The following is a 23,673-nucleotide window of genomic DNA, read 5'->3' on the forward strand; positions in this document are numbered from 1 at the left end:
GAGAGTGCGGTGAGTACGATAAACAGTTTACCCAATTTGTTAACCTTGATGCGCATTGTGCTCATTCCATTTTTTATTATCGTGTTTTATTTGCCGTTCACCTGGGCGCATGCGGCAGCTGCTTTTATTTTTGCCATGGCAAGTTTTACTGATTGGCTGGATGGGTATTTGGCACGAAAATTAAAGCAAATGTCTCCCTTTGGCGCTTTTCTTGATCCTGTTGCTGACAAGTTGTTGGTGGCGACTAGCTTGTTATTACTCGTTGGTGCCAAGGATTTGGATTATATAACCTTGCCAGCCATTGTTATTGTCGGCCGTGAAATTGTTATTTCGGCATTGAGAGAATGGATGGCGGAAATAGGAAGCAGAGCGAGTGTTGCAGTCAGTTACGTTGGCAAAGTAAAAACCGTTATGCAAATGGTGGCCCTTGTTTTATTGCTTGCGTTTCATCCCGCTGTTTCCTGGTGGGGGGTGCTTGGTTTTATTTTGCTTTATTTGTCAGCTATTTTGACCATTTGGTCTATGGTCGTTTATCTTATGATTGCCTGGCCGTTATTAACGGCAAAAAATAATTAGCTTTCATTGTTGACAGAGTGTTTATTTCGGGTAGAATTCCAACCCGTAGATGCGGGAATAGCTCAGTGGTAGAGCACAACCTTGCCAAGGTTGGGGTCGCGAGTTCGAGTCTCGTTTCCCGCTCCAATTTAAGCGACAACAGGTCGCTTTTTTTTTACGAGATAAGTCAGGATTTACGGAAAATCCTAACGTTGAGGTAAACGTTCATTGAGCGCTTACCAAAAGTGCGGGGTTTTGCGTAAGTTCTGAAGATAACTGGCTGTGTGGCAGAGTGGTTATGCAGCGGCCTGCAAAGCCGTGTACGCCGGTTCGATTCCGGCCTCAGCCTCCAACATTCTGGTGCGAAACAAATTTTATTATGCCCCAGGATAGGTTATTCTAATTGCAAGCCCAGGTGGCGAAACAGGTAGACGCAAGGGACTTAAAATCCCTCGGGAGTTAAATCCCGTGCCGGTTCGACTCCGGCCCTGGGCACCACATTTTTTCCCAATCAATAAAGTTTATGCTTTAATAACAATACTTTTGGCAAGTAAGGGGTTGCTATGACGTTTGTGGTGACTGAGAATTGCATTAAATGCAAATACACGGATTGTGTGGAAGTTTGTCCGGTCGATTGCTTTTATGAAGGTCCCAATTTTTTGGTGATTCATCCAGATGAGTGCATTGATTGCGCACTATGCGAGCCGGAATGTCCAGTTGAAGCCATTGTTTCAGAGGATGACTTAAACGATAAGCAACGACAATTTTTGGAAATTAATGCCGAGCTTGCTAAGACTTGGCCAAATATTACTGCCAAAAAAGAAGCACCGGACGATGCTAAAGACTGGGAAGGGGTCGAAAATAAATTGCAATATTTACAAAAAGAGTGGACGAAATAGAAACGATTGCGACTCCTGAGCTTGTTAGTCAATGCGAACGTTTATTGGCTGCAAGGGGTCGGTTATTTACAGCGATTCCCGGTTATATTGCTCGTCCTTCCCAAATCCAGCTTACTGAGGCGATTGCACGGACCATAGCTGATGAAACCATTCTGGTTGCTGAGGCAGGAACGGGAACTGGTAAAACATTTGCCTATTTGATCCCTAGCCTTTTGTGCGGTAAGAAAATATTGATTACCACCGCAACCAAAACACTGCAGGATCAGTTATTTCATAAAGATTTACCCATGCTGGTGCGTGCTTTGGGTCTTGCGGCCCGCGTTCAAAATCTTAAAGGACGTGCCAATTATCTTTGTCGTTATCGCGTTGATTTACACGCACAAGAAGGGCGATTTGTGAGCCCTCAATGCGCGCATGAAATCTTGCACATACGAGAAAAACTACCACAATTGACAGCGGGTGAACGCAGCGAATTGCCTGAAATTAAAGAAGATTCGCCCGTATGGCCTTATGTAACATCAACGGGCGATAATTGTTTGGGCAGCGAATGTCCGAATCATCAAAACTGTTTTTTGGTGAAAGCACGTAAGCGTGCATTGGAAGCAGACGTCGTTGTGATTAACCATCATTTATATTTTGCCGATTCACGTTTAAAAGAAGAAGGTTTTGGTGAACTGTTGCCTGGTGTTGATGTGGTCATATTTGATGAAGCGCATCAATTGGCGGAAATTGCTTCCAATTTTTATGGAGAGCGAATCAGTACACGCCAATTTCGCGATTTGATGGATGATATCTTGCGAGAGTGGCCCATCTTAGATTTGGTCAATCAACCATTAAAAGCATTAAGCTTCAAGCTGGATCAATTAGTTGAACAATTGCTACAGTCTGTGCCAGGAGAAGAAGAACGGCTTGCTTGGGAAAAAGTGGCTGGTTGCGCAGAATTTATACAGTCCTGGGAAGCTTTTTCGGCGTTTGCAGAAGAGGTACTAGCCTGCTTTGACACGTTGGAGGTTGAAAAACACTCGGGTCTTGAGCGCTGTAAAAACCGTCTGGAAGCGTTACTTCGATTGTTGCATGCTTTTGCCGCGAATAAATCGAAGCAAATACACTGGCTGGAGCGCTTTAAACATACCTTGGTTTTTCATGCGACGCCTTTTGATATTGCCCAACCATTCCGTGCCTTGCTGACTCGACAAAAAAGCAGCTTTATTTTCACATCAGCTACATTAACGACAGCATCTTCCTTTGATTGTTTTACTCGGGCATTGGGTCTTGAGAACGTACAAACGTTAAATCTTCCAAGCCCTTTTGACTTCACTCGCCAAGCTTTGCTTTATTTACCCCGCACACTCCCTGATCCTAAGGATGGAGGTTATTACGATGCCTTACTGGCCAAAGCGCTGCCAGTGATAAATGCTTGTGGAGGACGTTGTTTTTTCCTGTTTACCAGTCATCGAGCCTTAAAACTGGTTGCTGATAAATTGATGGATCGTTTGAATTTCCCTCTACTGATTCAAGGTGAAGAAGCAAAACCTATTCTGTTGCAACGTTTCCGTGAGCTAGGAAATGCCGTGCTTTTAGGGACTGCAACGTTCTGGGAGGGGGTGGATGTCAAGGGAGAGGCTTTGTCTTGTGTTATTATTGATAAATTACCATTTACAAGTCCTGTAGATCCTGTCATTCGTGGTAAAATGGCTTATTTAAAATCGCAAGGCTTATCGGCTTTTGATGAATTATCTCTGCCTCATGCCATTTTAACATTAAAACAAGGGGTAGGACGGTTGATTCGTGATGTCGATGACTGTGGGGTATTAATGATTGCTGATCCACGGTTGACAGCAAGAGACTATGGCCGGCGGATTTTTGCAAGTCTCCCCAATATGCGAAAAACACGAGACGAGCACGGTGTCTTGGAATTTATTAATACACTATTTACAAGAACTTGATGGTTAATGACATCATGCTTTTATTAGTTGATGAAAAGAATGAATTTACTGGCTATTGATACTTCTACAGAACTGGCAACCGTAGCTGTGGCTGCGCATGGAAGAATTTATGAGGAAGAACAACACGCCATGCGCCAACATGCCCAATGTTTATTGCCAATGATCGAACGGTTGCTGCGGGCTTGCCAATTGGATTTCCAGCAATTAGATGGCATTGTGTTTGGACGAGGGCCTGGCAGTTTTACTGGCCTTCGTATTGCTTGCAGTGTGGCAAAAGCGCTGGCTTATGCTCATGATTTGCCAGTGTACCCAATCAGTGGGCTGGCTGCTATTGCATTTGCCGTATTGCAAAGCGAGCATGATTTGCCACCTGCCGCACAAATACTGGCCATGATTGACGCACGTATGCATCAAGTGTATTGGGGAAATTTTACGGATAATCATTTTGAGGTATTGGAGCAAGTCAGCGATGCGTCGGATGTTGTGTCGGTGCCTGAAAGACCGATTGTGGTTGCTGGTGTGGGTCTTGAACCTTACATGTTGCAGTTGCCCCAGGCGGTTTGCACAAGCATCATTAGGCAACTTGAAGTCTTCCCACGTGCGCAAACGATGATTCATCTGGTACAATCTGGACAGTTTAAAGCCGTCAGTGCTGGTGAAGCGTTGCCTGTTTATGTACGTAATCAAGTTACACAAGGAGAATTCCGTGGATAGAAAGCTGTTGGACATTTTAGTTTGCCCCTTGTGCAAGGGAAAATTATTACTTAAACAAGAAGAGTTAATTTGTCGCTTTGATCGCCTGGCTTATCCTATTCGCGATGGTATTCCGGTCATGCTTGAAAATGAAGCACGGCTCATTTCTTTGGAAGAAAAAGATAAATTATGAACAAAGATTTTTATGTCATTATTCCGGCACGTTATCAATCTTCACGGTTTCCGGGAAAATTATTGATGGAATTGCAGGGCATGACGGTGATCGAACGGGTATATCGCCAAGCCCTAAAAGCAAATCCCAAAAAAGTCATTATTGCAACGGATCATCAAGGGTTGTTTGAGCATGCGCGTGGCTTTGGAGCCGATGTTCGCATGACCGCTGCATCACATCAGTCAGGAACAGACCGCATTGCCGAAGTTGTAGCAAAAGAAGCGTTTGCTGCAGATGATATCATTGTCAATGTACAAGGGGATGAACCCTTAATTGCACCGGCACTGATTACCCAAGTGGCTGAATGCCTTGCCGCTGTCGATACACCCATGGCAACGTTATGCTGGCCGATAAAAGACATTGCCACACGCGATAATCCAAATGTGGTAAAAGTGGTGCGTGATTGCAACCATCATGCTTTGTATTTCTCCAGAAGCGCCATTCCAGCGCATCGAGAGGCTTTCGACGATTGCCGACTCGTGTTTCGTCATATTGGTTTATATGCTTATCGTGCTTCTTTTTTGCTTGATGTTGTTCGTTGGCCGTTGTGTGAACTGGAAGCTCTGGAAGCGCTTGAGCAACTGCGTGTTTTGTGGTCTGGGCATAAGATCAAAGTAGAAGAAGCCTGCGTTCCTCCTTTACAAGACATCAATACCACGGAAGACTTGGCCGAAGCTTGCCGTCAGCTCGCCACAGAATAAGTTCTCGCTTTCTTACATGATTTTCCCAGATAGGGTTGTAGCCTGGTTAACGCGCAAGCGGTAACCGGGGTTTTTGCATGCTGTTGCAAGGTTAAGATTTGCCAACGTTGCCGTTAATTCACTTCAAGTCTATACTGAAATGGATAATATTTAACCAGGAGAACGGTGATGAAGCGGATCTTGGCTGGTGTTGTGATGATGTTATTGACGGGGATGAGCCTCGCTCAAAAACCTTTTATGGCAGGTCGTGATATTTCTGGTGCGAGTACGATTACGATTCTATTGGAAACCGGAGATGGTATGCAAGTTAAAGCGATAGTCCCTAAAGAAGAAGCCGATAAGCTAAAAGAGGTGCAGCCGGGAGATCAGGTGAAATTAAACTTTAATAGCGAGTCTCTCCTCTCGCCGGGTGCTTCAATTCCCGCTCCAAACACACCTGGAATAGAAGAATAAAAAGTCATTGTAGCCTGGTTAACGCGCAAGCGGTAACCGGGTTTAAGGGCCATGTTTTTCCCGGATATCGCTTTGCGCTATCCGGGCTACGAGTGTGAGCTCAAGCCAAATTGGCATTAGTTATCTTTTTTTTATTTACTGACGCGCAATTTACGTAAGTAGAGCAAGAAAGATGGGAAAAGCATGAGCACGATGCCGCTGGTAAAAACAAAACGGAAGTGATGGGCACCACCTACATCCATGCTGTTTTCGGGTGGGAAGAAACCCACGATCAAGGTAATAATGCAGCCGAAAATACCTAAAAGACAGATAAAATAATAACCGAAGCGGCCGCCCGGAATGGAGAAAGGGCGTGGTTTAGCGGCAAACTTGCCTTTAAGGTGAATGGCTGCCAGAAACATCATCACATACATGAGGATGTAAAGCTCGGTGCTTAAAGCAGTAAATAGCCAATAGATGGCATTTACTGTAGGAAAGAGTAAAAAACCACTGCATAAAATGGTCACCAGCACGGCTTGCAGGAGCAAGACTCGCGAAGCAACGCCGTGTTTATTCAAACGATAAAGCCAATGGGGCAGAAAACCATGATCGGCTGCCAGTAATAATCCTTTAGCCGGTGAAATGATCCAATTGACCATACTGCCGAGGCTGCCAAGCAGCAGTAGCACCACCATGAGTGGCATTAAAACCGATAAATGATACACAGCAAAAAAATTGGTGAATGCTTGCATGACGCCATGCACCAGGCTGATTTTTTCCTGCGGCAAGACAAAAGCGATGGCCAGAGAACCAAATATCATCGTCGTTAAAATAAGCAAGACAGAGAAATACATGGCCCGCGGGAAATTGCGCTGTGGATTATGCACGTTGCGTACATGCACGGCTGCCAGTTCCATACCAAGAAATGAGGTCATGATGGCGGTTAACGAGATCCATGATTGGGTATCGGACCAGTGGGGTATGAGATTATGCCAACTTAAATCAATGGCAAGCGGATTGCCTTTGATAAGCCAGATTAAAGCCAGCAAAATGATGAACCCCATGGGAATGATCATGCCCACAATGGCGCAAAAGCTCGCAAATCTGGCCGATGCACGCAAGCCGGCAAGACCAAGCAATGTTAACGACCAGAATGTAATGAGAATCACGCTAATCAGATAATATTTGTTTTGTCCAAGGTCGGGATTAATCAAATACGCCAGGGTTCCTGCGATAAACGACAAAATGGTCGGATACCAGACCATGGTATTGATCCATTGCAGCCAAATGGTAAAAAATGCCCAGTTTTCACCAAAGGCATGACGGACCCAGCTGTATACGCCGCCTTCTTCTTCCGACCAGGTAGAAGACAGTTCCGCTGAAACCAGCGCCACTGGAATCAGGAAAATGATGGCGGAAAACACAAAGAAAAAATGAGTGACGAGCCAAAAAGAGCGGTAGCAGGCAAATTGCGGATGCTATCAATGGCACCGGTAATTAATAAAACCAATGCAAATACAGAAATTTTTTCGGAGGACCAGGCTTTCATCAATAGCAAACCTTAAGTGGTAAAAATATATACATTATAAAGGAACACCCCATTTGTATGAAATGCGTATTTTATCTTAACTGAGCTTTTTGCAGTAAAAAACTTATGCAGGCGAAGGCAAGTTAAGTATGAGTAACGATGCCTATAAAATCAACATATTCTTCTCATGATGCTTTTTTAAAAACATGCACACACCCGACAATTCAACATTGGCGGATTCCTCCCCTGTATTTTTCGAGGAGGATTCAGACCTTATCAGGGTTAGCGTTTACCCATCTCAGGAGTATTATCAGGAGTGTCTTCTGGATTGGCAGTTGGTGATGATTTACGAGTATTGGCGGCAAACAAGCCAATTCCTGCTGCAAGTAAGGCGGTTCCTCCCACCGTCATACCAATGCCTGGGGCAGTGCCTATACCCATTGTGCCAACGATGGCTACAATACCAATCGCCGCGATGGCTGCTCCTAAAACCATCATGGCAACGCCTAGTGCTTGCCATAAACGTGAAGGATGTTTTTGCAGTTCAGCTCCATGGCGTTCATAATCCTGACGTAACTCATCTCGCTGTTTTCCGGGAGCTGCCGTGAGTAATTGCGTTGTTTTATCCACTTCGTCTGCCAATCGCTGAGGGTCTTCACCCGCTTCATGCAATGCAGTCACCGTACGTTTAACCTCCTCAACGGCTTTTTTTACTCTCGCATGACTGACCCGTCTTGTTGTCTTATCCAGGGTCGTAAATTGATGACGGAAGTGATCATCGCTTGCAGGCAAGGGATGGTTTGGCGCAGGTATGACCGGAGGAGGAGCAACCCGCTCGTCTGGTGTGACAACGGTGGGCTTGTAAGGAGGAGCCGTGAAAGGTTTTATCGGTGCATGTCCTGGTGGTGTAAAAGATTGCCCTGGTGAGGCAACCGACCGTCTCATAAAAGGAGTTGCATGTTTTGGAGTAACTTGGGGTACAGCAGGTTCCAATGCCAGTGGCATTGCTTCCCGCAATGGTCCTTGCGAAGCCACGACTAGGTGTGGGGAGGCTTTCACAGAAGGGTAGGGTGATGCATTCGGTATGCCTGGTAAAGCCAGGGTTTTACCAGACAATGGAATAACAGCACCTCCAGTCAATTGCAACGCTGGAGGTTGCAAGGATAAGTCGGTTGCTCTGGCCATGGTTGGATATCCAAATATGGTGAGGCTCAGAGCAGAAGGAGCATCCAACACGGTTGTTCCAGGGACGGGACTTATCAATAATTGACCAGAATTTAAAAAACCTTGCCAGATGTCTTGGCGTTGTAGCATGTCGTCTAGGATTGTCGGGTCAATAAACAAAGTTGATGACCAAATACCTGATTGCCCTGAAGTGGTCAAAGGCCATACAAAGGTTGGAGCATCACTGCTGGAAAGCAATGCTAATTCATTTCCGAAATAAGCCTGCGCTTCAGGCAAGCCAGTCAATGCGGCAGACAATTTTGGTAAAGAAACACTGGCGCCGCCGGCAAAACGCAAAACCGGGGGGGTGCCAACCAATTCGCCCACCGTGGAATAGCCGAATAATTTGACTCTAAATGCAGGGGGAGTAGTCTCCAAAGCGGTCGTTCCAAGTACCGGGCTTATGGATAATTGACCCGAACGCATGAGTTTTTGCAACAACGCCGGATTGGCCAACAGGCGGTCGATGGTCTCCTGATTCATTGATATGGTGCGTTGTTGCAGCGGTTGCATGCTGGAACTTAATTCAGTTAATTCAGATTCATGCATGGCTGGTTCTTCTTCCGTCACCAGTAAGTCGTCAGACTCTGGAGCATCAGAAGAGGAGAGTGGACGATATAAAGGCATAGGCATTGGTGTTCTTGGCAATCTTAACAGTGGCATCAGAAGCCATGTTGCGGGTGAATAAGCCATGGCCGGTAAATAAGGATAAAAAAGCATGGCCGCATGCAGCCCTTGAGGCATAATTGGCAGACGGTTAAAGCGCATAAGCGGTAATGGCAAAGTTTCCCGGCGTATTGCTTCGACTTCTGTGGGGGTAAAAGAGATACCGCGAGAAGTACTGACTGCCGTTGATTGTGATTCTTCAGGCAAAGGCAGTGGCTGTGTTTGACTATAAGAAAATGGCAGAGAGGCCCAGGGATAAATGCCTGCAATGACAGGAGGCTGGAATAAATTAACAGCAGTTGAGGGGAAACGTCGGCGTTCATCCGCAAGCGGTGTGGATTCAACTTCAGCGAATAACGGTTCGGAAGAGACTCCTCTTGACAGTAAATTCCACATTCCGACACCCAATGCCGGTGCCAAATTTCGTGCCGTGCGGACAACATTTCTCACAACAAACATAACTACCTCATTGACTTTATGTTTTTTAATTATACATCATGATAATTGGGTAGTCATTAAATAAGAAGTTTTAAGACATCATGAAGGCATTGGTAAATACAAATTTTTTATTGAATATGGGGTGGTGGTTGAGTAGCGGAATCTGGTGCATGTTTATCTTCTTCGGCGATTAGGGTTTGATAGTTCATTGATATCTCGAAAACTTATTGCCCTTCTTTAAGAATAGACCGAGAGCATCATGAGGTGTTATCAATGCGGTAAATTTTTCAGCAAATAAGGATGAGCAAGTATGGATATTATTAGGAGCGGACGCTAGATGCTCCTTGCACGGTGAGGATGATTTTACGGTCAGTGGCATGATTGCGATGCTCACATAGGTAAATGCCTTGCCATTGCCCTAGCCATAATTGATTATCTTTTAATGGGATAGTGAGACTTGATCCAAGAATGATATTTTTAATGTGGGCTGGCATGTCGTCTTCTCCTTCCAGCGTATGGCGATAACGTGAATTATCTTCTGGCACGGTTTGATTGAAATGCATTTCCAAATCAAGACGAACATCATGACAGGTGTTTTCGCTGATGGCCAAAGAGGCGGAAGTATGCTGCAAAAACAAATGGGCAAGGCCAACATTAATGTAAGGGCTGGCGGACAAGGCTTGCATGATTTGGTCTGTGATCAAGTGAAATCCTCGCGGTTTGGCTGGAAGTACGCATTGATTTTGCCAATAAACAATATTTTCCTTAGTCATGATGTTTTCCATTGCGGCAGGCAGGGGATGAGGGGGGCATGCCGGATTTTTGCTGCCATTCAACGGGCGTGTACAAGTGCAGGCTTAAAGCATGCAGGCCAGATGAAAATTCATTGGCAAACCATGCATTCACCAGGCGATGGCGGTTAATACGGCTTAAGGATTCAAATCGTGCAGAAACGGCGATGATTTTAAAATGAGATTCGCCATCCGCAGGAACGTGATGACGTCGGGATTCATCTTCAATAATCAAGGTATTGGGTGCTAATTCGGCAAATAATACCTCATGCAGGCGTTGTTTTCGTGACATGATGGATTAATGGCTGTTCAATTTATGTAAAGTATACGCAGGAAATAACGGTTTGTCATGATTTGACATGATTATTAAGACAAGAACAGGGTTTAGGACTTATAAATTGAAGCATTAAGCGCTGTGCATAACCATGGCTATAAAAAGCGATAAGTATTGATGAAAATTTTGTCTTTTTTTGAAAAAATTGACTAATAAGTCGTCTTTACGAGCATTAGCGAAGCAATTGTAAGTTAAAAATTTCAATTGAAAATCGGTCCGGATTGCTCCACTTCGTTCGCAAAGACGGCATTTGGAGTTCTTGTTTCAAAAAAGACCAAAATATAATGGATGTGGGTTGCGGTTTGTTGTTCTTATTTTGTAAATATATGACATTTTTTGTCACTTTATTGAATGCTTTCATATTGAGATTCATCGTCAAAGAATCTTGTGGTATTGACTCTAGCGTGTGGGACTGGGATGATTGCTAGGTTACTGAAAAATATATTATTTATTTTTAGTTAAGTTAGCAGGAAAAATTGCTACTTGTGCAACATATTGGCATGCAAGTTGCATGAGAATTAATGGATTCATTTATTTTAGAGGGACAAGTCATGAAAAGACAGCAAGGTTTTACCCTGATTGAGCTTATGATTGTAGTGGCCATTATTGGCATTCTTGCTGCAGTGGCCATTCCGGCTTATCAGGATTATACAATTCGGGCAAGGGTTACCGAAGGGCTGAATTTAGCTGCTGCGGCAAAACTTGCGGTTTCTGAAACAGCAATATCCAATAATGCTTTGCCGGCAAACCAGGCAGCAACAGGATATACCAGTCCAGCCGCAACCAATAATGTGGCTTCAATTGCTATCGCTAACGATGGTACGGCTGCCATTACAGTTACTTATGTTGCTGCGATTGGCGGTGGTGGGACAATCATATTAACGCCTACTCTAACGGCCAATGGTGATGTTACTTGGACTTGTACAGGAGGCACCTTAGCAGACAGATTTCGACCGGCGAATTGTCGATAATATATGCATCATCAATGAAAGCCGCTTTTTACAGCGGCTTTTTTTATAATACCTGAGGGACAAGCTGATTTTTAAGGCGTATGTAATCGGGCAAACCGCTGATGTAGGGAGGATAAGCTTCGCCTTGAATCAATGGCGTCAAATAGCGGCGACAAGCGTCTGTGATCCCAAAACCATCCTCGCGGATAAAGTCTTTGGGCATTTTCCTTTCGACGTTAGCTACCTTGGCCAATGGCACATGATTGATGGACCAACGATAAGGAGCGTCTTGTTCGCGTACGATGATGGGCATGATGGCATTATGACCTGCAAGCGCCAGTTTTACAGCTGCTTTTCCCAATGCATACGCTTGTTCTACGTCGACGGCAGAGGCAATATGGCGAGCGGCACGCTGCAGGTAATCAGCCACAGCCCAATGGTACTTAAGATTTAATTCACGTTTAATCAATTGGGCGATTACAGGTGCCACGCCACCTAATTGCGCATGACCAAAAGCATCACGTAAGCCTGAATCACTTAAAAACTGGCCTTCTTCATTGCGGATACCTTCTGATGCAACAATGACGCAATACCCATATTGCTTTACACAGTCATCCACTTGTTTAAGAAAGCGGGTTTCATCAAAAGCCACTTCCGGGAATAAGATAATATGTGGCGGTTCATGATCATGAGGGCTGGCAAGTCCGCTTGCAGCGGCAATCCAGCCGGCATGCCGACCCATGACTTCCAGGATAAACACCTTGGTAGAGGAAGCAGCCATGGAAGCGACGTCCAGACCAGCTTCTAGCGTTGAAATGGCAACGTATTTGGCAACAGAGCCAAATCCCGGACAAGAGTCAGTGAAAGGAAGGTCATTGTCCACCGTTTTAGGAATGCCGATGCAAGTGATGGGAAATCCTCTTTGCGCACTCATAGCCGCCACTTTATTTGCCGTGTCTTGAGAATCGCCACCACCATTGTAAAAGAAGTAGCCAATATTGTGTGCTTTAAAGACATCCAGCAAGCGATCGAACTCTTCCCCATTATCTTTAAGTTTGTAGCGACAGGAACCAAAAGCGCCAGACGGTGTATGCAAGAGTTTGGCAATGGCATCATCACTTTCTAATGAGGTATCAATTAAGCGTTCATGCAATGCGCCAATGATGCCGTCTTTGGCCGCAAATACCTTGCCTATTTGTTGTGGATGCAATCGTGCAGTCTGGATGACACCACAAGCTGAAGCATTAATAACGGCGGTAACACCACCGGATTGGGCATATAAGGCATTTTTTACTGACATCATTTCTCCATGTATTATATTTTAAACAGTAAAACAACCCTATTTGAAAGGTGGCTGTTTTATTATCTCTCTTTGAAAAAGAGAGATGGGAAAGGATTTTTGAAAGCATACCAAGTATAGTTGACCTCTCAATGAAAGCTATTTTATTGCAAACGCGGTACTTTAACATCTTCTTTTTATAACAAAAGGAAGTGATGGATTAAAGCAACTCCACAATGTCCCGGGCGCGATAAGAATGTTCATATTCTTCAATCACAGCATCAAGACTTTGAATAAACTGGCTGAATGGCATTTGCAATTCATCGATGTGACTTGCCTGTTTGGCTAAGGCTTCCAATTGAGCCACTTGACTTTGCAATTGTGGTACGCCACAGAAACAACAGGCGCCGTGCAATTTATGAGCGGCTCTTTCCAGGTTTTTAATTTGTCCACTGGCCATTAATTGCAAGAGTTCTTCGCGATTTTTATGCAATTCCTCAACAAAACGGTCAAGAAATTCGGTGGCTAACGCCTGATTACCCGAGACTTTTTGCACGCATAATGTCCAATTTATGGCTGAAGCAGTGGTTTGATTAATAATTTTCAGCAAATGGCGCAACAGCGATGCTTCATCCAGAGGTTTTTGCAAGCAAAGGTCTATGCCTAATTTTTGCATGGATTCATTATTTTCATTCATGCTGTTGGCACTCAGTAAAATAATGGGTGTGGTTTTATTAAGCAGTGATTGTTGCCGAATTAGGCGTGCTGCTTCGAAACCATCAAGTTTAGGCATTTGCAAATCGAGAAGAATGGCATGAAAGCGTTTGCTGTTGCATTTAGTGACGGCTTGTTGTCCATCTTCTACGGTATCGATGCAGGTTTTTTCACTCAATAAGGCATTGAGCAACATGCGATTGATTGGATTATCTTCGGCAACCAGTAAATTGGGCTTGGCTAAACGTAATCTGGCACGTAGAGTATCGAGCTCTTGGATATGCATCGATTCCGCAGACGTTGGTATGGAAGATTGATGGAACAGATGCTCGATGGTTTCGTGCAGTTTTTGAATGTTAGGTGGTTTAAATAAAAAGCCCTGTGCTCCTAAGGCCTGATAATTCTGAATGGGCCATTTTGAAACCAATACACAAGGCATGGATTGTTTACGTAACACTTCAGCAACTTGCTGTTCACAGCCTTGATTGACACTGACAAACGCTAAGTGGCAGTCTTGATGTTGATAAAACGCTTGTTCCAACTGATTGAATGCGTCAATACGAATGCATTGAATGCCCCAATATCCAAGCCCGTTACAGAGGGCTTCAAGGTGCAGAGGATTGTCATCAAAGCAGAGAACTTTAAGATTACCGAAGCGGTGAATTTGGTGCTTTTCTATTTCATAGGCCATAAGCTTTGCTAATTTGATGTGCACTGAAAATGTTGAGCCTTTATGCGGTTCACTGCTTAATGAAATCCGTCCCTGCATATGTTCGGCAAGTTTTTTACTAATGACCAATCCTAAACCTGAGCCGCCGAAGCGACGAGTGATGGTGGTATCTGCTTGATTAAAGGCATTAAATAGGGTCGTTTGATCTTCCGAGCAAATACCTATGCCTGTGTCGCTGATGGCGAGGCAAATGGTATAATCTTTTTCTGATTCCTGTTCAATATGGGTACGGATAAGCACATAACCATGATCGGTGAATTTGATGGCGTTGCTGACCAAATTACTGATGATTTGTTTAAGACGTAATGGGTCACCAAGCACGGTTTTAGGAACCGCAATATCGGTTGCAGGAATGAGGTCAAGTCCTTTTTTATGGGCATGCGGAGCAAGCAGGGCAACGACGTCATCAATGCAAGCCCGAATGTCTAAGGGAATATAATCCAGATGCAATTTACCGGCGTCCATCTTCGAATAGTCAAGAATATCATTGATGATTGCCAGAAGATCTTGTGCGGATGATTTAATGGTTTTCACATATTCTTGTTGCAAGGAATCCAGCTTGCTTTCTAACAAGACATTGGTAAATCCAAGGATACCATTCATCGGGGTGCGTATTTCATGACTCATGTTGGCGATGAATTCAGATTTCTGCCGGCTTTTCTCCTCGCTTTTCTTTTTATCCAAAGAGAGTTCGATGTTTTTTTCTTCCAGCAATTCAAGATTTTTTTGTAAATCAGTGGTGGCCGTTTCGATATACTGGTTTAAGTCTTTGACCATGCTTAAATACTGCTTTTGTAAATGAGCGCAGCCTTGTTCGATGGTACCAAGTTCTGCTTGACTCGATAATTTGATTTCTGTTTCAAATTCATTACTAAGAATTTGCTTCATGCTGCGCCGCAGTCGTGCGATGGGAATGTAAATCTTTTTGGAAAAGAAATAATGAATACTCAAGCCAGTCAGTAAGCCAAATAAAGTAATGAAGATGGTGACAATGTACATTTGATAGCGTTTGATTAATGTAGCCTGCGTATCAATATCAATGGATAACCAACCCAGGATATCATCAGCTTGAAAATCAGGCATGGAGGTTGGGGACTTAAATGGCGTAAAGGAATATAGATTGAACTTTGGAACGGTAATGGGAGCTAAAAAATTGATGCTGTATGGATTAATTTGTCGGCTTTCAATGTAATCACCGGTGTAGTCAGGGGGAGTAAACGGGTGTTTCAAGGAGTGTTTGCCTCCGCGATAAGCCAACAACTGCCCTTTAGCATTATAAAAAGCCAGTGATTGCACTTCCTGATTAATGGTGGATGCATCGATCAAGCCCTGAAGAATACGCTTGTCATCTCTTAATAAAGCTAATTGAGCAGCGGGCAAAAGCTGGCGAATATAGGCTTCGCCTAAATGAGAAGTGTGCTGTTTTAAATCGCGGCTGAATTTGCCATTATAAAACAGTGCAAATAAAAGAGCGACCACTAATACTGGGATTAAAGTCGTTATTCTAAGTTGATATTTAATCCCAATGCTTTTCACGCCAACCCCTTAAAATCAGTCCTGGTGCCCGTTTCTTGGCTTTGCCTTGATGATAAAGTTCGCTATACTTCGGGCAATCATAAATCATACTGCAAGAATTATACAGCCGACCGTCCATAGAGTATATTTTTACACTCATTGAGACCACGCATTATGGCCCACAAGATCATGTACCATAATGATGATTGTTTACAAAATAAATCGACCGGCGGCGTGCAGGTTACAGCTGATAATGGAGCTTTTCATGATTGTCCGAACCCGTTTTGCCCCAAGTCCTACTGGTTTTCTACATGTAGGTGGTGTACGTACCGCCTTGTTTTCTTGGTTGTATGCAAAACATCACCAAGGCGAATTTATTCTTCGTATTGAAGATACTGATCAAGAGCGTTCCACCCAGGAATCTGTGCAGGCCATTTTAGATGGTATGGAATGGCTGGGTTTGACTTATGATCAGGGACCTTTTTATCAAACGCAACGTTATCCCCGTTATTTGCAGATCATTCAGCAATTGTTAGATGAGGACAAAGCTTATCGATGCTATTGCAGTAAAGAGCGCTTGGAAACATTGCGAGAATCGCAGCTGGCAGCTAAAGAAAAACCACGCTACGATGGTCATTGCCGCGATAAACATAAGCCTGATACGAATGAGCCGCATGTCATACGATTTAAAAATCCCAAGCAAGGTATGGTGTCGTTTTCTGATCAGGTCTATGGTGATATCCATGTTCATAATAGTGAGCTGGATGATTTGATTTTGCTGCGCTCCGATGGTCATCCAACGTATAACTTTGCAGTGGTTATCGATGATTGGGACATGAATATTACTCATGTTATTCGTGGAGACGATCATATCAATAACACCCCACGTCAAATTAATTTATTTAAAGCATTAGGTGCTCCGGTGCCGGTTTTTGCTCATTTACCGATGATTCTTGGTGAAGATGGTAAACGGTTATCGAAACGTCACGGTGCAGTCAGTGTTATGCAATTTAAGGAGTTGGGGATTCTTGCACATGCCCTGTTAAATTATTTGGTGCGTTTGGGCTGGTCTTGCGGCGATCAGGAGATTTTCAGTGTGGATGAAATGATAGACTGCTTTGATTTGAAAAACGTCAGTCGTGGTGCCTCAAGTTTTAATTATGAGAAATTGTATTGGTTAAACCAACATTATCAAAAATACGACCCCCCAGTTAAGGTCGCAAATGCCTTGCAATGGCATTTTGATAGGCATGGCATTGATGTCAATGGAGGGCCTGCACTTGCTGATTTGGTGCAAATACAGGCTGAGCGCTGTAAAACGCTGGCTGAAATATGTGAAAAAAGCCAATATTTTTATTCCGATCACATCGAATACGATGATGAAGCAGTCAAAAAACATTTACGCCCGGTGATTCTTGAACCTTTAACTGCGCTTTATGAACGTTTGCAACACGTTGAACAATGGCAACATGATGTGCTGCAGCAATGCATTAACGATGTCAGCGCGGCATTTAATATAAATATGGGGAAAATAGCTCAACCTTTACGAGTTGCTGTTACAGGCAGCAGCATGTCTCCTTCCATTGATAGGACGCTAACGTTGCTCGGCAAGTCACGAGTGCTTAATCGCTTACAGCAAGCTTTACAACGGATTCGAGAGAGGAGCGCAGCGCAGTGAGCGCTCCTTCTTTTAAAAATTCTTCTTAACTTTTTACGTACCTTAGCCGATAACCCTAAATATGAGGGGCAGTTGAGGTGAATGTCATGAAAGAAAAACATTTTGCATATCGAATTCATCGGGAAACAACGGGTTTGGTTTGTACTCATTATGAATTTGAAGAAGATAAGATGCTTGATTTATTAAAAGAAATTCAGAATGCAAAGGCAAAAGGGATTTACTGGATTTTTAAGCAATTAGACGGCAAGCCACAAGAGGCACTTAGCATCATTGATTGTGAACATAATCGCATTTATTACCATTACTCCGGTGAGGTGGAAGATTTGCAAGACACGATTACAAAATTAAGCAAGTCACTTAATTTGTAAAGCTAACAGACTCTGGTCTATTATTTGGATTCAACAGCAAAAGGAAGAAAGCTCATGGCAAATCGATTAAAATTAAACAAACTCATTGGATTGGGTATTCTTGTGCTTCCTATGGTCTGTTGGGCCGAAGCGTCTGACAATAAACAAGAAATGCCCAAGGATGAATGGTTAAAAAAAGTTAAAGAAATTATTCCTGCCCCTATATGCAAGGGATTCACGGAAGATGCGTCCATCGCTGCTCGTTTGAAAGAACTTAATATAAGTTATCAAGACTGTGTCGATAAGATTCCAGCCATTACCGAAAAGTGTCAAAAAAAATATTATAATGATTTGCCAGCTATGATAAATCAGGAAAGCGCAGCCAAATGGGGGCGAACCATTGGTGAATGTATTGGTGCCGATTTTGCTGTAAATTATTTGCATTCAGAGGTAAAACCATCGGATGCAGCCACTTCTGCAAAACAACCCTAATCAAACGCTCATTTAACCTCCCTTTGCAAAAGGGAGGAATGTTTAGTCATTTTTCCCATCGACCATCCTAAAATTTTTGATCTTTATGAGTAATATTTTTATACTCCATCCCTTCTGATAATGAGAGGATGATGAGTATGAGTCTGTTTGATGAGATGGTAATAGAGAGTGAAGCGTGGTACCGTAAAGCCGGGATTAAAACCATTAAAAAAGCCCCGCCGCGAGAAGGGGATTATTTTTATGAGTTAAAACATTTTCTGGGACCCAATGGCGAAGTCACGTTTCTTGATCGTTTTCAAAGCTTTTCTGATTTTCAAAATGATGTCAAATCCATCATTATAAAGCCGTTAACGTGTCTGTTTTTATATAAATATCATGCAATTAGATCTCTTTATCATTTAGGTCTTGCCGCCGTTCATTTGGTGACCTTATCCCCTTGCGTTGCACTGGATCATTTCTTGCAATGTGGTGAATCATTTATTAAATCATTTGCTTATGATTTGATGGTTCTGGGAACCTTTTTGTTGGAAGCCATATCGTTTGCCAGCAGATGCGCCATAACTGTGGGTTACGGCATTGGTGTGGCTGCGGTTGCAACGGGGAATGCTGTGAGTTCTGCAGCAACCTGCATTGCTGGATTTTTCCATGCTAATTCCTCCAAAAAAGAAGCTACTCTGCGTCATGACGAAGAAGAACTTGGTATGGAGCGCGAAAGAACTTGCTGTGCCATGTAATGGTTGTATAGGCTAAGATAAGTTCAATGTGAACTTATCTTAGACCTTGTTTTCAGAGTCTAACGATGCAGGGCTAAACGCCTAGCGACTCTGAAAACAGGGTCTTAACTGTAGGCACAGCGATAAAATGAATTCAGAGCATCGGGATAATTATTAACCCATTGGAATTGTTTCAGAGGCGTTGCTCTTGCGTTAAATTTATCTCCGCAATGAAGATGGCAGGGAAGACGGCTTATAATGCAGCCAATGTATTTATATTTTGTATAGCGTTTTATTGGTCCCTCAATGACATTATTCGGGCAGCGTTTTTCATAACAAATATAAAAACTGTCTGCTTTAGGCTCCTCAGGAGGCGTTAATGGAAGCGCATACGTTGAGCCAGAAAAGAGGATCATAATCGTTAGGATTTTTTTAATTGATTTTAAGTAAGCATCCATGATTTATCTTTTCGCTTTTTTCTACTCTAATAGCACGATATGATTCTTTATTCAATGAATTAGGAGACTAAGATGTTGGTAACGTTTAGTTGTGATGCTCATGAAAATATCACCATGTTTGGTGATGTGGCAAAGCGGTTAATAAAAATGATGGGACATAGTGGCACGGTACCAAGTGCCATTCTTGCAGATGAGGTTCCCGAAGCCTTGGCTCGCTTGCAACATGCCATTGCTGTGGAAAAGAAAAAAGCGGCATCCAATGAAACAGTACAAGACGATGAAGATCAAGAAGCTCAAGTGAGTCTGGAACGTCGAGCCTGGCCTTTAATTGAATTATTAAAAGATGCGGCAAAAGCAAAATGCAATGTTATGTGGAAATAAACCATGCTTACTCTGCGCCAAATTACACTGTCCCGTGGTAACAAACAATTGCTTACAGAGGCTAGTGTCAGTCTGTACGAAAAGCAAAAGGTGGGTTTGGTGGGCCATAATGGATGTGGAAAATCCAGCGTTTTTGATTTGATATTAGGGCGGTTGATTCCTGATTCCGGGGAATGTCAGCTGAATCAGCATCTGCGTATCAGTCACTTGTCACAACAGTTGCCTGATGGCCATGAGCGTGCTCTTGAGTTTGTGCTGGCAGGAGATGAGGCTTATCAGAGTTTGCAGCAGCGATTGTTAAAGGCTGAGAAAACCGGCGATGATGCCGAAGTTTTGGTTTGCCATGACTTGATGCGACAAATGGAAGGTTATAGCAAACCGGCACAGGCAGCGGCAATTATGGCAGGACTTGGTTTCAGCACTAAAGATCAACAGGCCAGTATTAATGAATTTTCTGGCGGGTGGCGAATGCGCTTGAATCTTGCACGTTGCCTCATGAAACCTGCCGATTTATTGTTGCTCGATGAACCAACCAACCATTTGGACATGGAGGCTATTTTTTGGTTGGAAAAATGGTTAAAACAATACCCGGGCACAGTCATTCTTATTTCGCACGATCGCGAGTTTCTTGATGGATTTGTGACCCATATTCTTCATATTGAGCAACAAACGTTGACTTTGTATCGAGGTGATTACAGTTGTTTTGAGCAAACGCGTGCTCAGCAATTGGAATTGCAACAAGCACAATATGAGAAACAGCAGCAGAAAATTAGCCATATGATGGCTTACGTGCAACGGTTTCGCGCTAAAGCCTCCAAGGCGAAACAGGCACAAAGTCGCCTGAAAGCAGTGGCTAAAATGGAAGTGATTGCGCAAGCGCAAGCGGACTCGCCTTTTTCATTTCATTTTTATCCATGTCCCCGAGTGGGTAAGCCATTAGTTAAATGTGAGCGGGTGGTTGCCGGTTATCCTCATACCCCGGTGTTAAAACAGTTGAATCTTGTCTTAAACCCTGGCGATCGCTTCGCTTTATTAGGGCCAAACGGTGAAGGCAAGTCAACCTTAATTAAGACATTGACGGGTGAATTGCCGCCGCTGTCTGGTCAAATTGAACGTTCAGCCCATTTAAACATTGGTTATTATGCGCAACATCAACTGGAGCAACTGGATTGTACGTTAAGTCCTGTGCAAACGATTCAGGGTTTATCGCCTGATGCCAAAGAGCAGACCATTCGAGATTTTCTTGGTGGTTTTAACTTTATGGGGGATATGGCAACTCATTCCATCCATCATTTTTCTGGTGGGGAAAAAGCACGACTTGCTTTGGCCAAACTGGTCTGGTTAAAACCAAATTTATTGTTATTGGATGAACCGACCAACCATTTGGATTTGGCCATGCGCGCGGCCATTGAGATGGCTTTGCAAAGTTATGAAGGTGCACTCATTTTAATCTCCCATGATCGCCACTTTTTGCGTACCACCGTAGACGATTTTTATTTGGTTTCTCAGCAGCAAGTGCAGCCTTTTAAAGGCGATTTGGATGATTATTATCAATGGTTGCTAGGGAAAGAAACTTCAAAAGAAACCAAAACAACGGTTCCTGAGGTCTATCGTGAAAAACGCAGTTTACAAAATCGTTTGAAAAAACTCGAACAATTAGCTACCACTTATCAGCAACGATTAACCGAGTTGGAAATTGCACTGGCTGAACCTTCACTGTATCAACAAGCGCAATACAATGATTTACAAGATTTATTAAAGCAGCGTGACCAGGTAAAACAGCAATTAGATTCTGTTGAACATGAATGGATAGAGGCCGCCGATTTATTGGAAAATAAGTCTTAATTTCTTTAAGGAGTGGGTTGTTCCCATTCTCTTAAGGGATGTGTGGCGAGGGTGCCCTGGGCTCCTCTTGAGATTGACGCTGTTCTCTTGCCCGTGCTTTAAAGTCAAGAAAGGACATGGATGAATTTGACGAGACGGCTTGCTCTTGTTTGGCAGGTAATGGGGTGGTTTTTGCCGCATGAATTGCTTCAATGGCTGCTAAGTTTTCTGTGACAACGCCCGCATTCTCTATTCTTAAAGCTGGATCAGCTTCTGTCATGTTTTGTATTAATACCCCAATTTCTGGAGGAACGTCTGCAATGTCTGTAAACAATTCATTAAATACTTTGCCGAGTGCATACATATCTGATTTCTTCGTGTATAAAACACTGCCGCGATGAAGGCTATCATCAATTTCAGGCGCTAGAAATGTACCTGAACCGCTTAAATCCATAATTCCCTCTTGCCCGGCGTCCAGTTTGCAGGCCATCCCAAAATCACATAAATGCAACGTTTTATTTTCTTCATCCCATATAAAGTTTTCAGGTTTGATATCCCGATGCAAATAGTTTCGATGAAATTCTTGCACCAAAGCGGCGGCTTTTTGGGCTATATCCAGCCTTGATAAAAAATCAGCCTTGTCTCCACTGGCTATGTGTTTTTGCAAATCAACACCAAGTAACAGTGATTGGACACTGTAATATTTATCATCACGAAGGGTTTCACCAAAAAATCGGCCGAAGTGTTTTAATGTTTCGTTTTCTGCTTTTGATGGTTCCTTCATGATGCTTTTTTGAATTTTTATCGCCATCCATTCCCCGGTATGGATGTCTTGACAAAGTTTTACTTTACCGAAGCCTCCTTCTCCCAGAGCGGTTGCCTTGCCTTGATAGAGAGCAAATGCACGGGGCTGTTCTTCCGGTGAGAGGCTGACGTAAATAATAGAATGATTTAAATCATGACTGCGTTTTGAAATTTTGATTAATTGATAATTGCTGTCTAATTCAAAATCAACTTTTCTTTCATCTTTAAAGGAATGGATGGCTTGTTTTAAGGATTCTTCTTGCTGGTAATTAACGTCTTCCTCTTGTCTTATGGTTTCTAATTTGTCCTCCAATTCTGCAATAACGATTGGATCTTGTGCTTTTTCTCCATATTCATCTTGTAAGCTGTATAAATGTTCCAGATAGTTTTGATATAAATCAGTGCTTTCTGCCTGGTCAGTAACGGCTGCTAATTGTTCTTTTAAGGCTTGAATAAATGCTTTGGCGTCGTCGGATCTTAATTGTTCTTCAAATTGGGACAGAGCTGAAAAAACTCTGGATTTATAATCTTCGACTGATTCTTCATGCTGAGGAAAGAGCATTCTGTCAATATGGCTAATTGGATCACGAAATTTGTCCAATTCATTGAAACATTCTTCTTTTAATGCATTATAGTGATTTCTTTTTGTGACAATATCGTTTATTTCTTCTTGCATACTGGTTAAGAACGATTCAATTTCAGACACTAACGCTTGTTCTTTATCGCTTAAAAGCATGCCACTGCTTGATAACTCATCAGAATCGATATTCGGGTGCAAAGGCATGAATGTCTCCAATTGCTTATCTTATGATGAAATTATAGACTACAAGATGACTTTTTGATTATAAAGTATTTATTTTAATCAATCGTGGGGACAATTTTTGCTGGTTCCCTTGTCATTTTTGGAGTGCCTAATGGCTATGAGTTGTCTCTAATATGAACAAGTTATAAAGCGGATGTTTATTCTGATTATGGACCAGTCATTCACCAAAATTTATAGACAAAATTGGCTGAAAAACTTATGATAATGTCCATGATTTTTGTGCTTTTTCCAGCGCGTGTTTAGCGGGAAATAAACTATGACTCCTCTCCGTCGTGATATTCTCATCACTTTGGCCGTCAAGTTCTCTTTACTGGTTGCATTATGGTTCATTTGTTTCAAAGACGTTGAAAGGCCTGCACACAATGCACAGCAATGGATGTTGGGGAAGGGGTTATCCAGCATGACGGCACATAACGCATTCAAATTGGAAGATTAAAACATCGTGTAGCCTGTTGTGTTTCATAAAGACATAAGCATGCACCGATAAAGATACTCTGAGCAATATGTTAAAAGGAGCTTGACTAGG

The 23,673-nt window shown here is 43.0% G+C and carries 22 protein-coding genes, 3 tRNA genes and 1 pseudogene; 18 read left to right on the forward strand and 8 right to left on the reverse strand.

The genetic code is table 11. From position 1 onward, the window contains the following. The first annotated feature begins 9 nt into the window (after nucleotides 1–9). The 10 genes from pgsA to LOA_RS04115 all read left to right on the forward strand — a co-directional run bounded on the left by pgsA (nucleotide 10) and on the right by LOA_RS04115 (nucleotide 5,479). Nucleotides 10–576, forward strand: a complete 567-nt coding sequence (gene pgsA, locus LOA_RS04070; protein WP_025385250.1) for a CDP-diacylglycerol--glycerol-3-phosphate 3-phosphatidyltransferase — start codon at nucleotides 10–12, stop codon at nucleotides 574–576. Nucleotides 577–627: 51 nt separating this feature from the next. Then, a tRNA-Gly gene (locus tag LOA_RS04075) sits at nucleotides 628–702 on the forward strand. 131 nt (nucleotides 703–833) lie between these two features. Next, nucleotides 834–907, forward strand: a tRNA-Cys gene (locus LOA_RS04080). Between the two features lie 57 nt (nucleotides 908–964). Beyond that, nucleotides 965–1,053: transfer RNA gene (locus LOA_RS04085), tRNA-Leu, on the forward strand. Between the two features lie 65 nt (nucleotides 1,054–1,118). After that, nucleotides 1,119–1,454: a ferredoxin FdxA gene (gene fdxA / locus LOA_RS04090; protein ID WP_025385251.1), complete on the forward strand. Its 336-nt coding sequence runs from the start codon at nucleotides 1,119–1,121 to the stop codon at nucleotides 1,452–1,454. Then, nucleotides 1,442–3,400 carry a DNA repair helicase YoaA gene (locus LOA_RS04095; protein WP_025385252.1) on the forward strand — a complete coding sequence of 653 codons (1,959 nt, stop codon included), beginning with the start codon at nucleotides 1,442–1,444 and terminating at the stop codon, nucleotides 3,398–3,400. The genes fdxA and LOA_RS04095 overlap by 13 nt, the downstream gene beginning before the upstream one ends. 30 nt (nucleotides 3,401–3,430) lie before the next feature. Beyond that, entirely contained in the window at nucleotides 3,431–4,114 is a 684-nt protein-coding gene (tsaB, locus tag LOA_RS04100) for a tRNA (adenosine(37)-N6)-threonylcarbamoyltransferase complex dimerization subunit type 1 TsaB (protein ID WP_237757972.1), read from the forward strand. Further along, a complete protein-coding gene (locus LOA_RS04105; RefSeq protein WP_025385254.1) occupies nucleotides 4,107–4,286 on the forward strand; it encodes a Trm112 family protein in 180 nt (59 codons plus the stop codon). Before tsaB ends, LOA_RS04105 begins: the two co-directional genes overlap by 8 nt. After that, complete coding sequence (gene kdsB, locus LOA_RS04110) at nucleotides 4,283–5,026, forward strand: 3-deoxy-manno-octulosonate cytidylyltransferase (RefSeq protein WP_025385255.1); 744 nt, start codon at nucleotides 4,283–4,285, stop codon at nucleotides 5,024–5,026. Before LOA_RS04105 ends, kdsB begins: the two co-directional genes overlap by 4 nt. Before the next feature lie 168 nt (nucleotides 5,027–5,194). Then, nucleotides 5,195–5,479, forward strand: coding sequence for a hypothetical protein (locus LOA_RS04115; protein WP_025385256.1), 285 nt, complete (start codon nucleotides 5,195–5,197; stop codon nucleotides 5,477–5,479). A gap of 131 nt (nucleotides 5,480–5,610) precedes the next feature. On the opposite strand, the pseudogene LOA_RS04120 reads toward LOA_RS04115, so the two are convergent. From LOA_RS04120 to LOA_RS04135, 4 genes and pseudogenes are all read right to left on the reverse strand, one after another. Beyond that, nucleotides 5,611–7,007: pseudogene (locus LOA_RS04120) on the reverse strand (APC family permease). 261 nt (nucleotides 7,008–7,268) lie between these two features. Beyond that, nucleotides 7,269–9,335 carry a hypothetical protein gene (locus LOA_RS04125; protein ID WP_025385257.1) on the reverse strand — a complete coding sequence of 689 codons (2,067 nt, stop codon included), beginning with the start codon at nucleotides 9,333–9,335 and terminating at the stop codon, nucleotides 7,269–7,271. Between the two features lie 299 nt (nucleotides 9,336–9,634). After that, on the reverse strand, nucleotides 9,635–10,087 hold the full coding sequence (locus LOA_RS04130; protein ID WP_025385258.1) for a secondary thiamine-phosphate synthase enzyme YjbQ: 453 nt from the start codon (nucleotides 10,085–10,087) through the stop codon (nucleotides 9,635–9,637). Continuing rightward, the gene (locus tag LOA_RS04135; RefSeq protein ID WP_025385259.1) at nucleotides 10,080–10,397 is read right to left on the reverse strand and encodes a BolA family protein; all 318 of its coding nucleotides are present in this window, start codon (nucleotides 10,395–10,397) and stop codon (nucleotides 10,080–10,082) included. Before LOA_RS04135 ends, LOA_RS04130 begins: the two co-directional genes overlap by 8 nt. A 563-nt stretch (nucleotides 10,398–10,960) precedes the next feature. Between LOA_RS04135 and LOA_RS04145 the strand changes: the two genes are divergently transcribed. Then, nucleotides 10,961–11,410, forward strand: coding sequence for a pilin (locus tag LOA_RS04145; RefSeq protein ID WP_118996625.1), 450 nt, complete (start codon nucleotides 10,961–10,963; stop codon nucleotides 11,408–11,410). A 43-nt stretch (nucleotides 11,411–11,453) separates the two neighbouring features. On the opposite strand, the gene LOA_RS04150 is transcribed toward LOA_RS04145, so the two are convergent. Then, on the reverse strand, nucleotides 11,454–12,689 hold the full coding sequence (locus LOA_RS04150; RefSeq protein ID WP_025385262.1) for a 6-phosphofructokinase: 1,236 nt from the start codon (nucleotides 12,687–12,689) through the stop codon (nucleotides 11,454–11,456). Between the two features lie 199 nt (nucleotides 12,690–12,888). Beyond that, a complete protein-coding gene (gene letS / locus LOA_RS04155) occupies nucleotides 12,889–15,648 on the reverse strand; it encodes a two-component system sensor histidine kinase LetS (RefSeq protein ID WP_025385263.1) in 2,760 nt (919 codons plus the stop codon). Nucleotides 15,649–15,892: 244 nt separating this feature from the next. Here letS and gltX point away from each other — a divergent pair, with 244 nt between their 5' ends. The 4 genes from gltX (at nucleotide 15,893) to LOA_RS04175 (ending at nucleotide 18,878) form a co-directional block, all read left to right on the forward strand. Next, nucleotides 15,893–17,305, forward strand: a complete 1,413-nt coding sequence (gltX, locus tag LOA_RS04160; protein WP_025385264.1) for a glutamate--tRNA ligase — start codon at nucleotides 15,893–15,895, stop codon at nucleotides 17,303–17,305. 86 nt (nucleotides 17,306–17,391) lie between these two features. After that, nucleotides 17,392–17,673 carry a hypothetical protein gene (locus LOA_RS04165; RefSeq protein ID WP_025385265.1) on the forward strand — a complete coding sequence of 94 codons (282 nt, stop codon included), beginning with the start codon at nucleotides 17,392–17,394 and terminating at the stop codon, nucleotides 17,671–17,673. Nucleotides 17,674–17,727: 54 nt separating this feature from the next. Further along, entirely contained in the window at nucleotides 17,728–18,144 is a 417-nt protein-coding gene (locus LOA_RS04170) for a hypothetical protein (RefSeq protein ID WP_025385266.1), read from the forward strand. 137 nt (nucleotides 18,145–18,281) lie between these two features. Further along, nucleotides 18,282–18,878 carry a hypothetical protein gene (locus tag LOA_RS04175; protein ID WP_025385267.1) on the forward strand — a complete coding sequence of 199 codons (597 nt, stop codon included), beginning with the start codon at nucleotides 18,282–18,284 and terminating at the stop codon, nucleotides 18,876–18,878. Nucleotides 18,879–18,982: 104 nt separating this feature from the next. On the opposite strand, the gene LOA_RS04180 is transcribed toward LOA_RS04175, so the two are convergent. Continuing rightward, nucleotides 18,983–19,315, reverse strand: coding sequence for a hypothetical protein (locus LOA_RS04180; protein ID WP_025385268.1), 333 nt, complete (start codon nucleotides 19,313–19,315; stop codon nucleotides 18,983–18,985). 72 nt (nucleotides 19,316–19,387) lie between these two features. Here LOA_RS04180 and LOA_RS04185 point away from each other — a divergent pair, with 72 nt between their 5' ends. After that, entirely contained in the window at nucleotides 19,388–19,696 is a 309-nt protein-coding gene (locus LOA_RS04185; RefSeq protein ID WP_025385269.1) for a DUF1840 domain-containing protein, read from the forward strand. 3 nt (nucleotides 19,697–19,699) lie between these two features. Then, the gene (locus LOA_RS04190; RefSeq protein ID WP_025385270.1) at nucleotides 19,700–21,541 is read left to right on the forward strand and encodes an ABC-F family ATP-binding cassette domain-containing protein; all 1,842 of its coding nucleotides are present in this window, start codon (nucleotides 19,700–19,702) and stop codon (nucleotides 21,539–21,541) included. A gap of 31 nt (nucleotides 21,542–21,572) precedes the next feature. Here the strand turns inward: LOA_RS04190 and LOA_RS04195 are convergent, their stop codons facing one another. Beyond that, nucleotides 21,573–23,108, reverse strand: coding sequence for a protein kinase domain-containing protein (locus LOA_RS04195; protein WP_025385271.1), 1,536 nt, complete (start codon nucleotides 23,106–23,108; stop codon nucleotides 21,573–21,575). 295 nt (nucleotides 23,109–23,403) lie between these two features. On the opposite strand from LOA_RS04195, the gene cydP reads away from it, so the two are divergent. Further along, nucleotides 23,404–23,583 (forward strand): cytochrome oxidase putative small subunit CydP, encoded by a 180-nt coding sequence (gene cydP / locus LOA_RS04200; RefSeq protein ID WP_025385272.1) that lies wholly within the window; start codon nucleotides 23,404–23,406, stop codon nucleotides 23,581–23,583. Nucleotides 23,584–23,673 lie beyond the last annotated feature (90 nt).

Source organism: Legionella oakridgensis ATCC 33761 = DSM 21215 (assembly GCF_000512355.1).
In the GTDB taxonomy this organism is placed as follows: domain Bacteria; phylum Pseudomonadota; class Gammaproteobacteria; order Legionellales; family Legionellaceae; genus Legionella_A; species Legionella_A oakridgensis.

Coding starts and splice junctions, on each gene's coding strand:
- fdxA (WP_025385251.1), top strand. CDS start 1,119: ATGACGTTTGTGGTGACTGAGAATTGCATTAAATGCAAATACACGGAT.
- tsaB (WP_237757972.1), top strand. CDS start 3,431: ATGAAAAGAATGAATTTACTGGCTATTGATACTTCTACAGAACTGGCA.
- kdsB (WP_025385255.1), top strand. CDS start 4,283: ATGAACAAAGATTTTTATGTCATTATTCCGGCACGTTATCAATCTTCA.
- LOA_RS04115 (WP_025385256.1), top strand. CDS start 5,195: ATGAAGCGGATCTTGGCTGGTGTTGTGATGATGTTATTGACGGGGATG.
- LOA_RS04125 (WP_025385257.1), bottom strand. CDS start 9,335: ATGTTTGTTGTGAGAAATGTTGTCCGCACGGCACGAAATTTGGCACCG.
- LOA_RS04130 (WP_025385258.1), bottom strand. CDS start 10,087: ATGACTAAGGAAAATATTGTTTATTGGCAAAATCAATGCGTACTTCCA.
- LOA_RS04135 (WP_025385259.1), bottom strand. CDS start 10,397: ATGTCACGAAAACAACGCCTGCATGAGGTATTATTTGCCGAATTAGCA.
- LOA_RS04145 (WP_118996625.1), top strand. CDS start 10,961: ATGGATTCATTTATTTTAGAGGGACAAGTCATGAAAAGACAGCAAGGT.
- LOA_RS04150 (WP_025385262.1), bottom strand. CDS start 12,689: ATGTCAGTAAAAAATGCCTTATATGCCCAATCCGGTGGTGTTACCGCC.
- gltX (WP_025385264.1), top strand. CDS start 15,893: ATGATTGTCCGAACCCGTTTTGCCCCAAGTCCTACTGGTTTTCTACAT.
- LOA_RS04165 (WP_025385265.1), top strand. CDS start 17,392: ATGAAAGAAAAACATTTTGCATATCGAATTCATCGGGAAACAACGGGT.
- LOA_RS04170 (WP_025385266.1), top strand. CDS start 17,728: ATGGCAAATCGATTAAAATTAAACAAACTCATTGGATTGGGTATTCTT.
- LOA_RS04175 (WP_025385267.1), top strand. CDS start 18,282: ATGAGTCTGTTTGATGAGATGGTAATAGAGAGTGAAGCGTGGTACCGT.
- LOA_RS04180 (WP_025385268.1), bottom strand. CDS start 19,315: ATGGATGCTTACTTAAAATCAATTAAAAAAATCCTAACGATTATGATC.
- LOA_RS04185 (WP_025385269.1), top strand. CDS start 19,388: ATGTTGGTAACGTTTAGTTGTGATGCTCATGAAAATATCACCATGTTT.
- LOA_RS04190 (WP_025385270.1), top strand. CDS start 19,700: ATGCTTACTCTGCGCCAAATTACACTGTCCCGTGGTAACAAACAATTG.
- LOA_RS04195 (WP_025385271.1), bottom strand. CDS start 23,108: ATGCCTTTGCACCCGAATATCGATTCTGATGAGTTATCAAGCAGTGGC.
- cydP (WP_025385272.1), top strand. CDS start 23,404: ATGACTCCTCTCCGTCGTGATATTCTCATCACTTTGGCCGTCAAGTTC.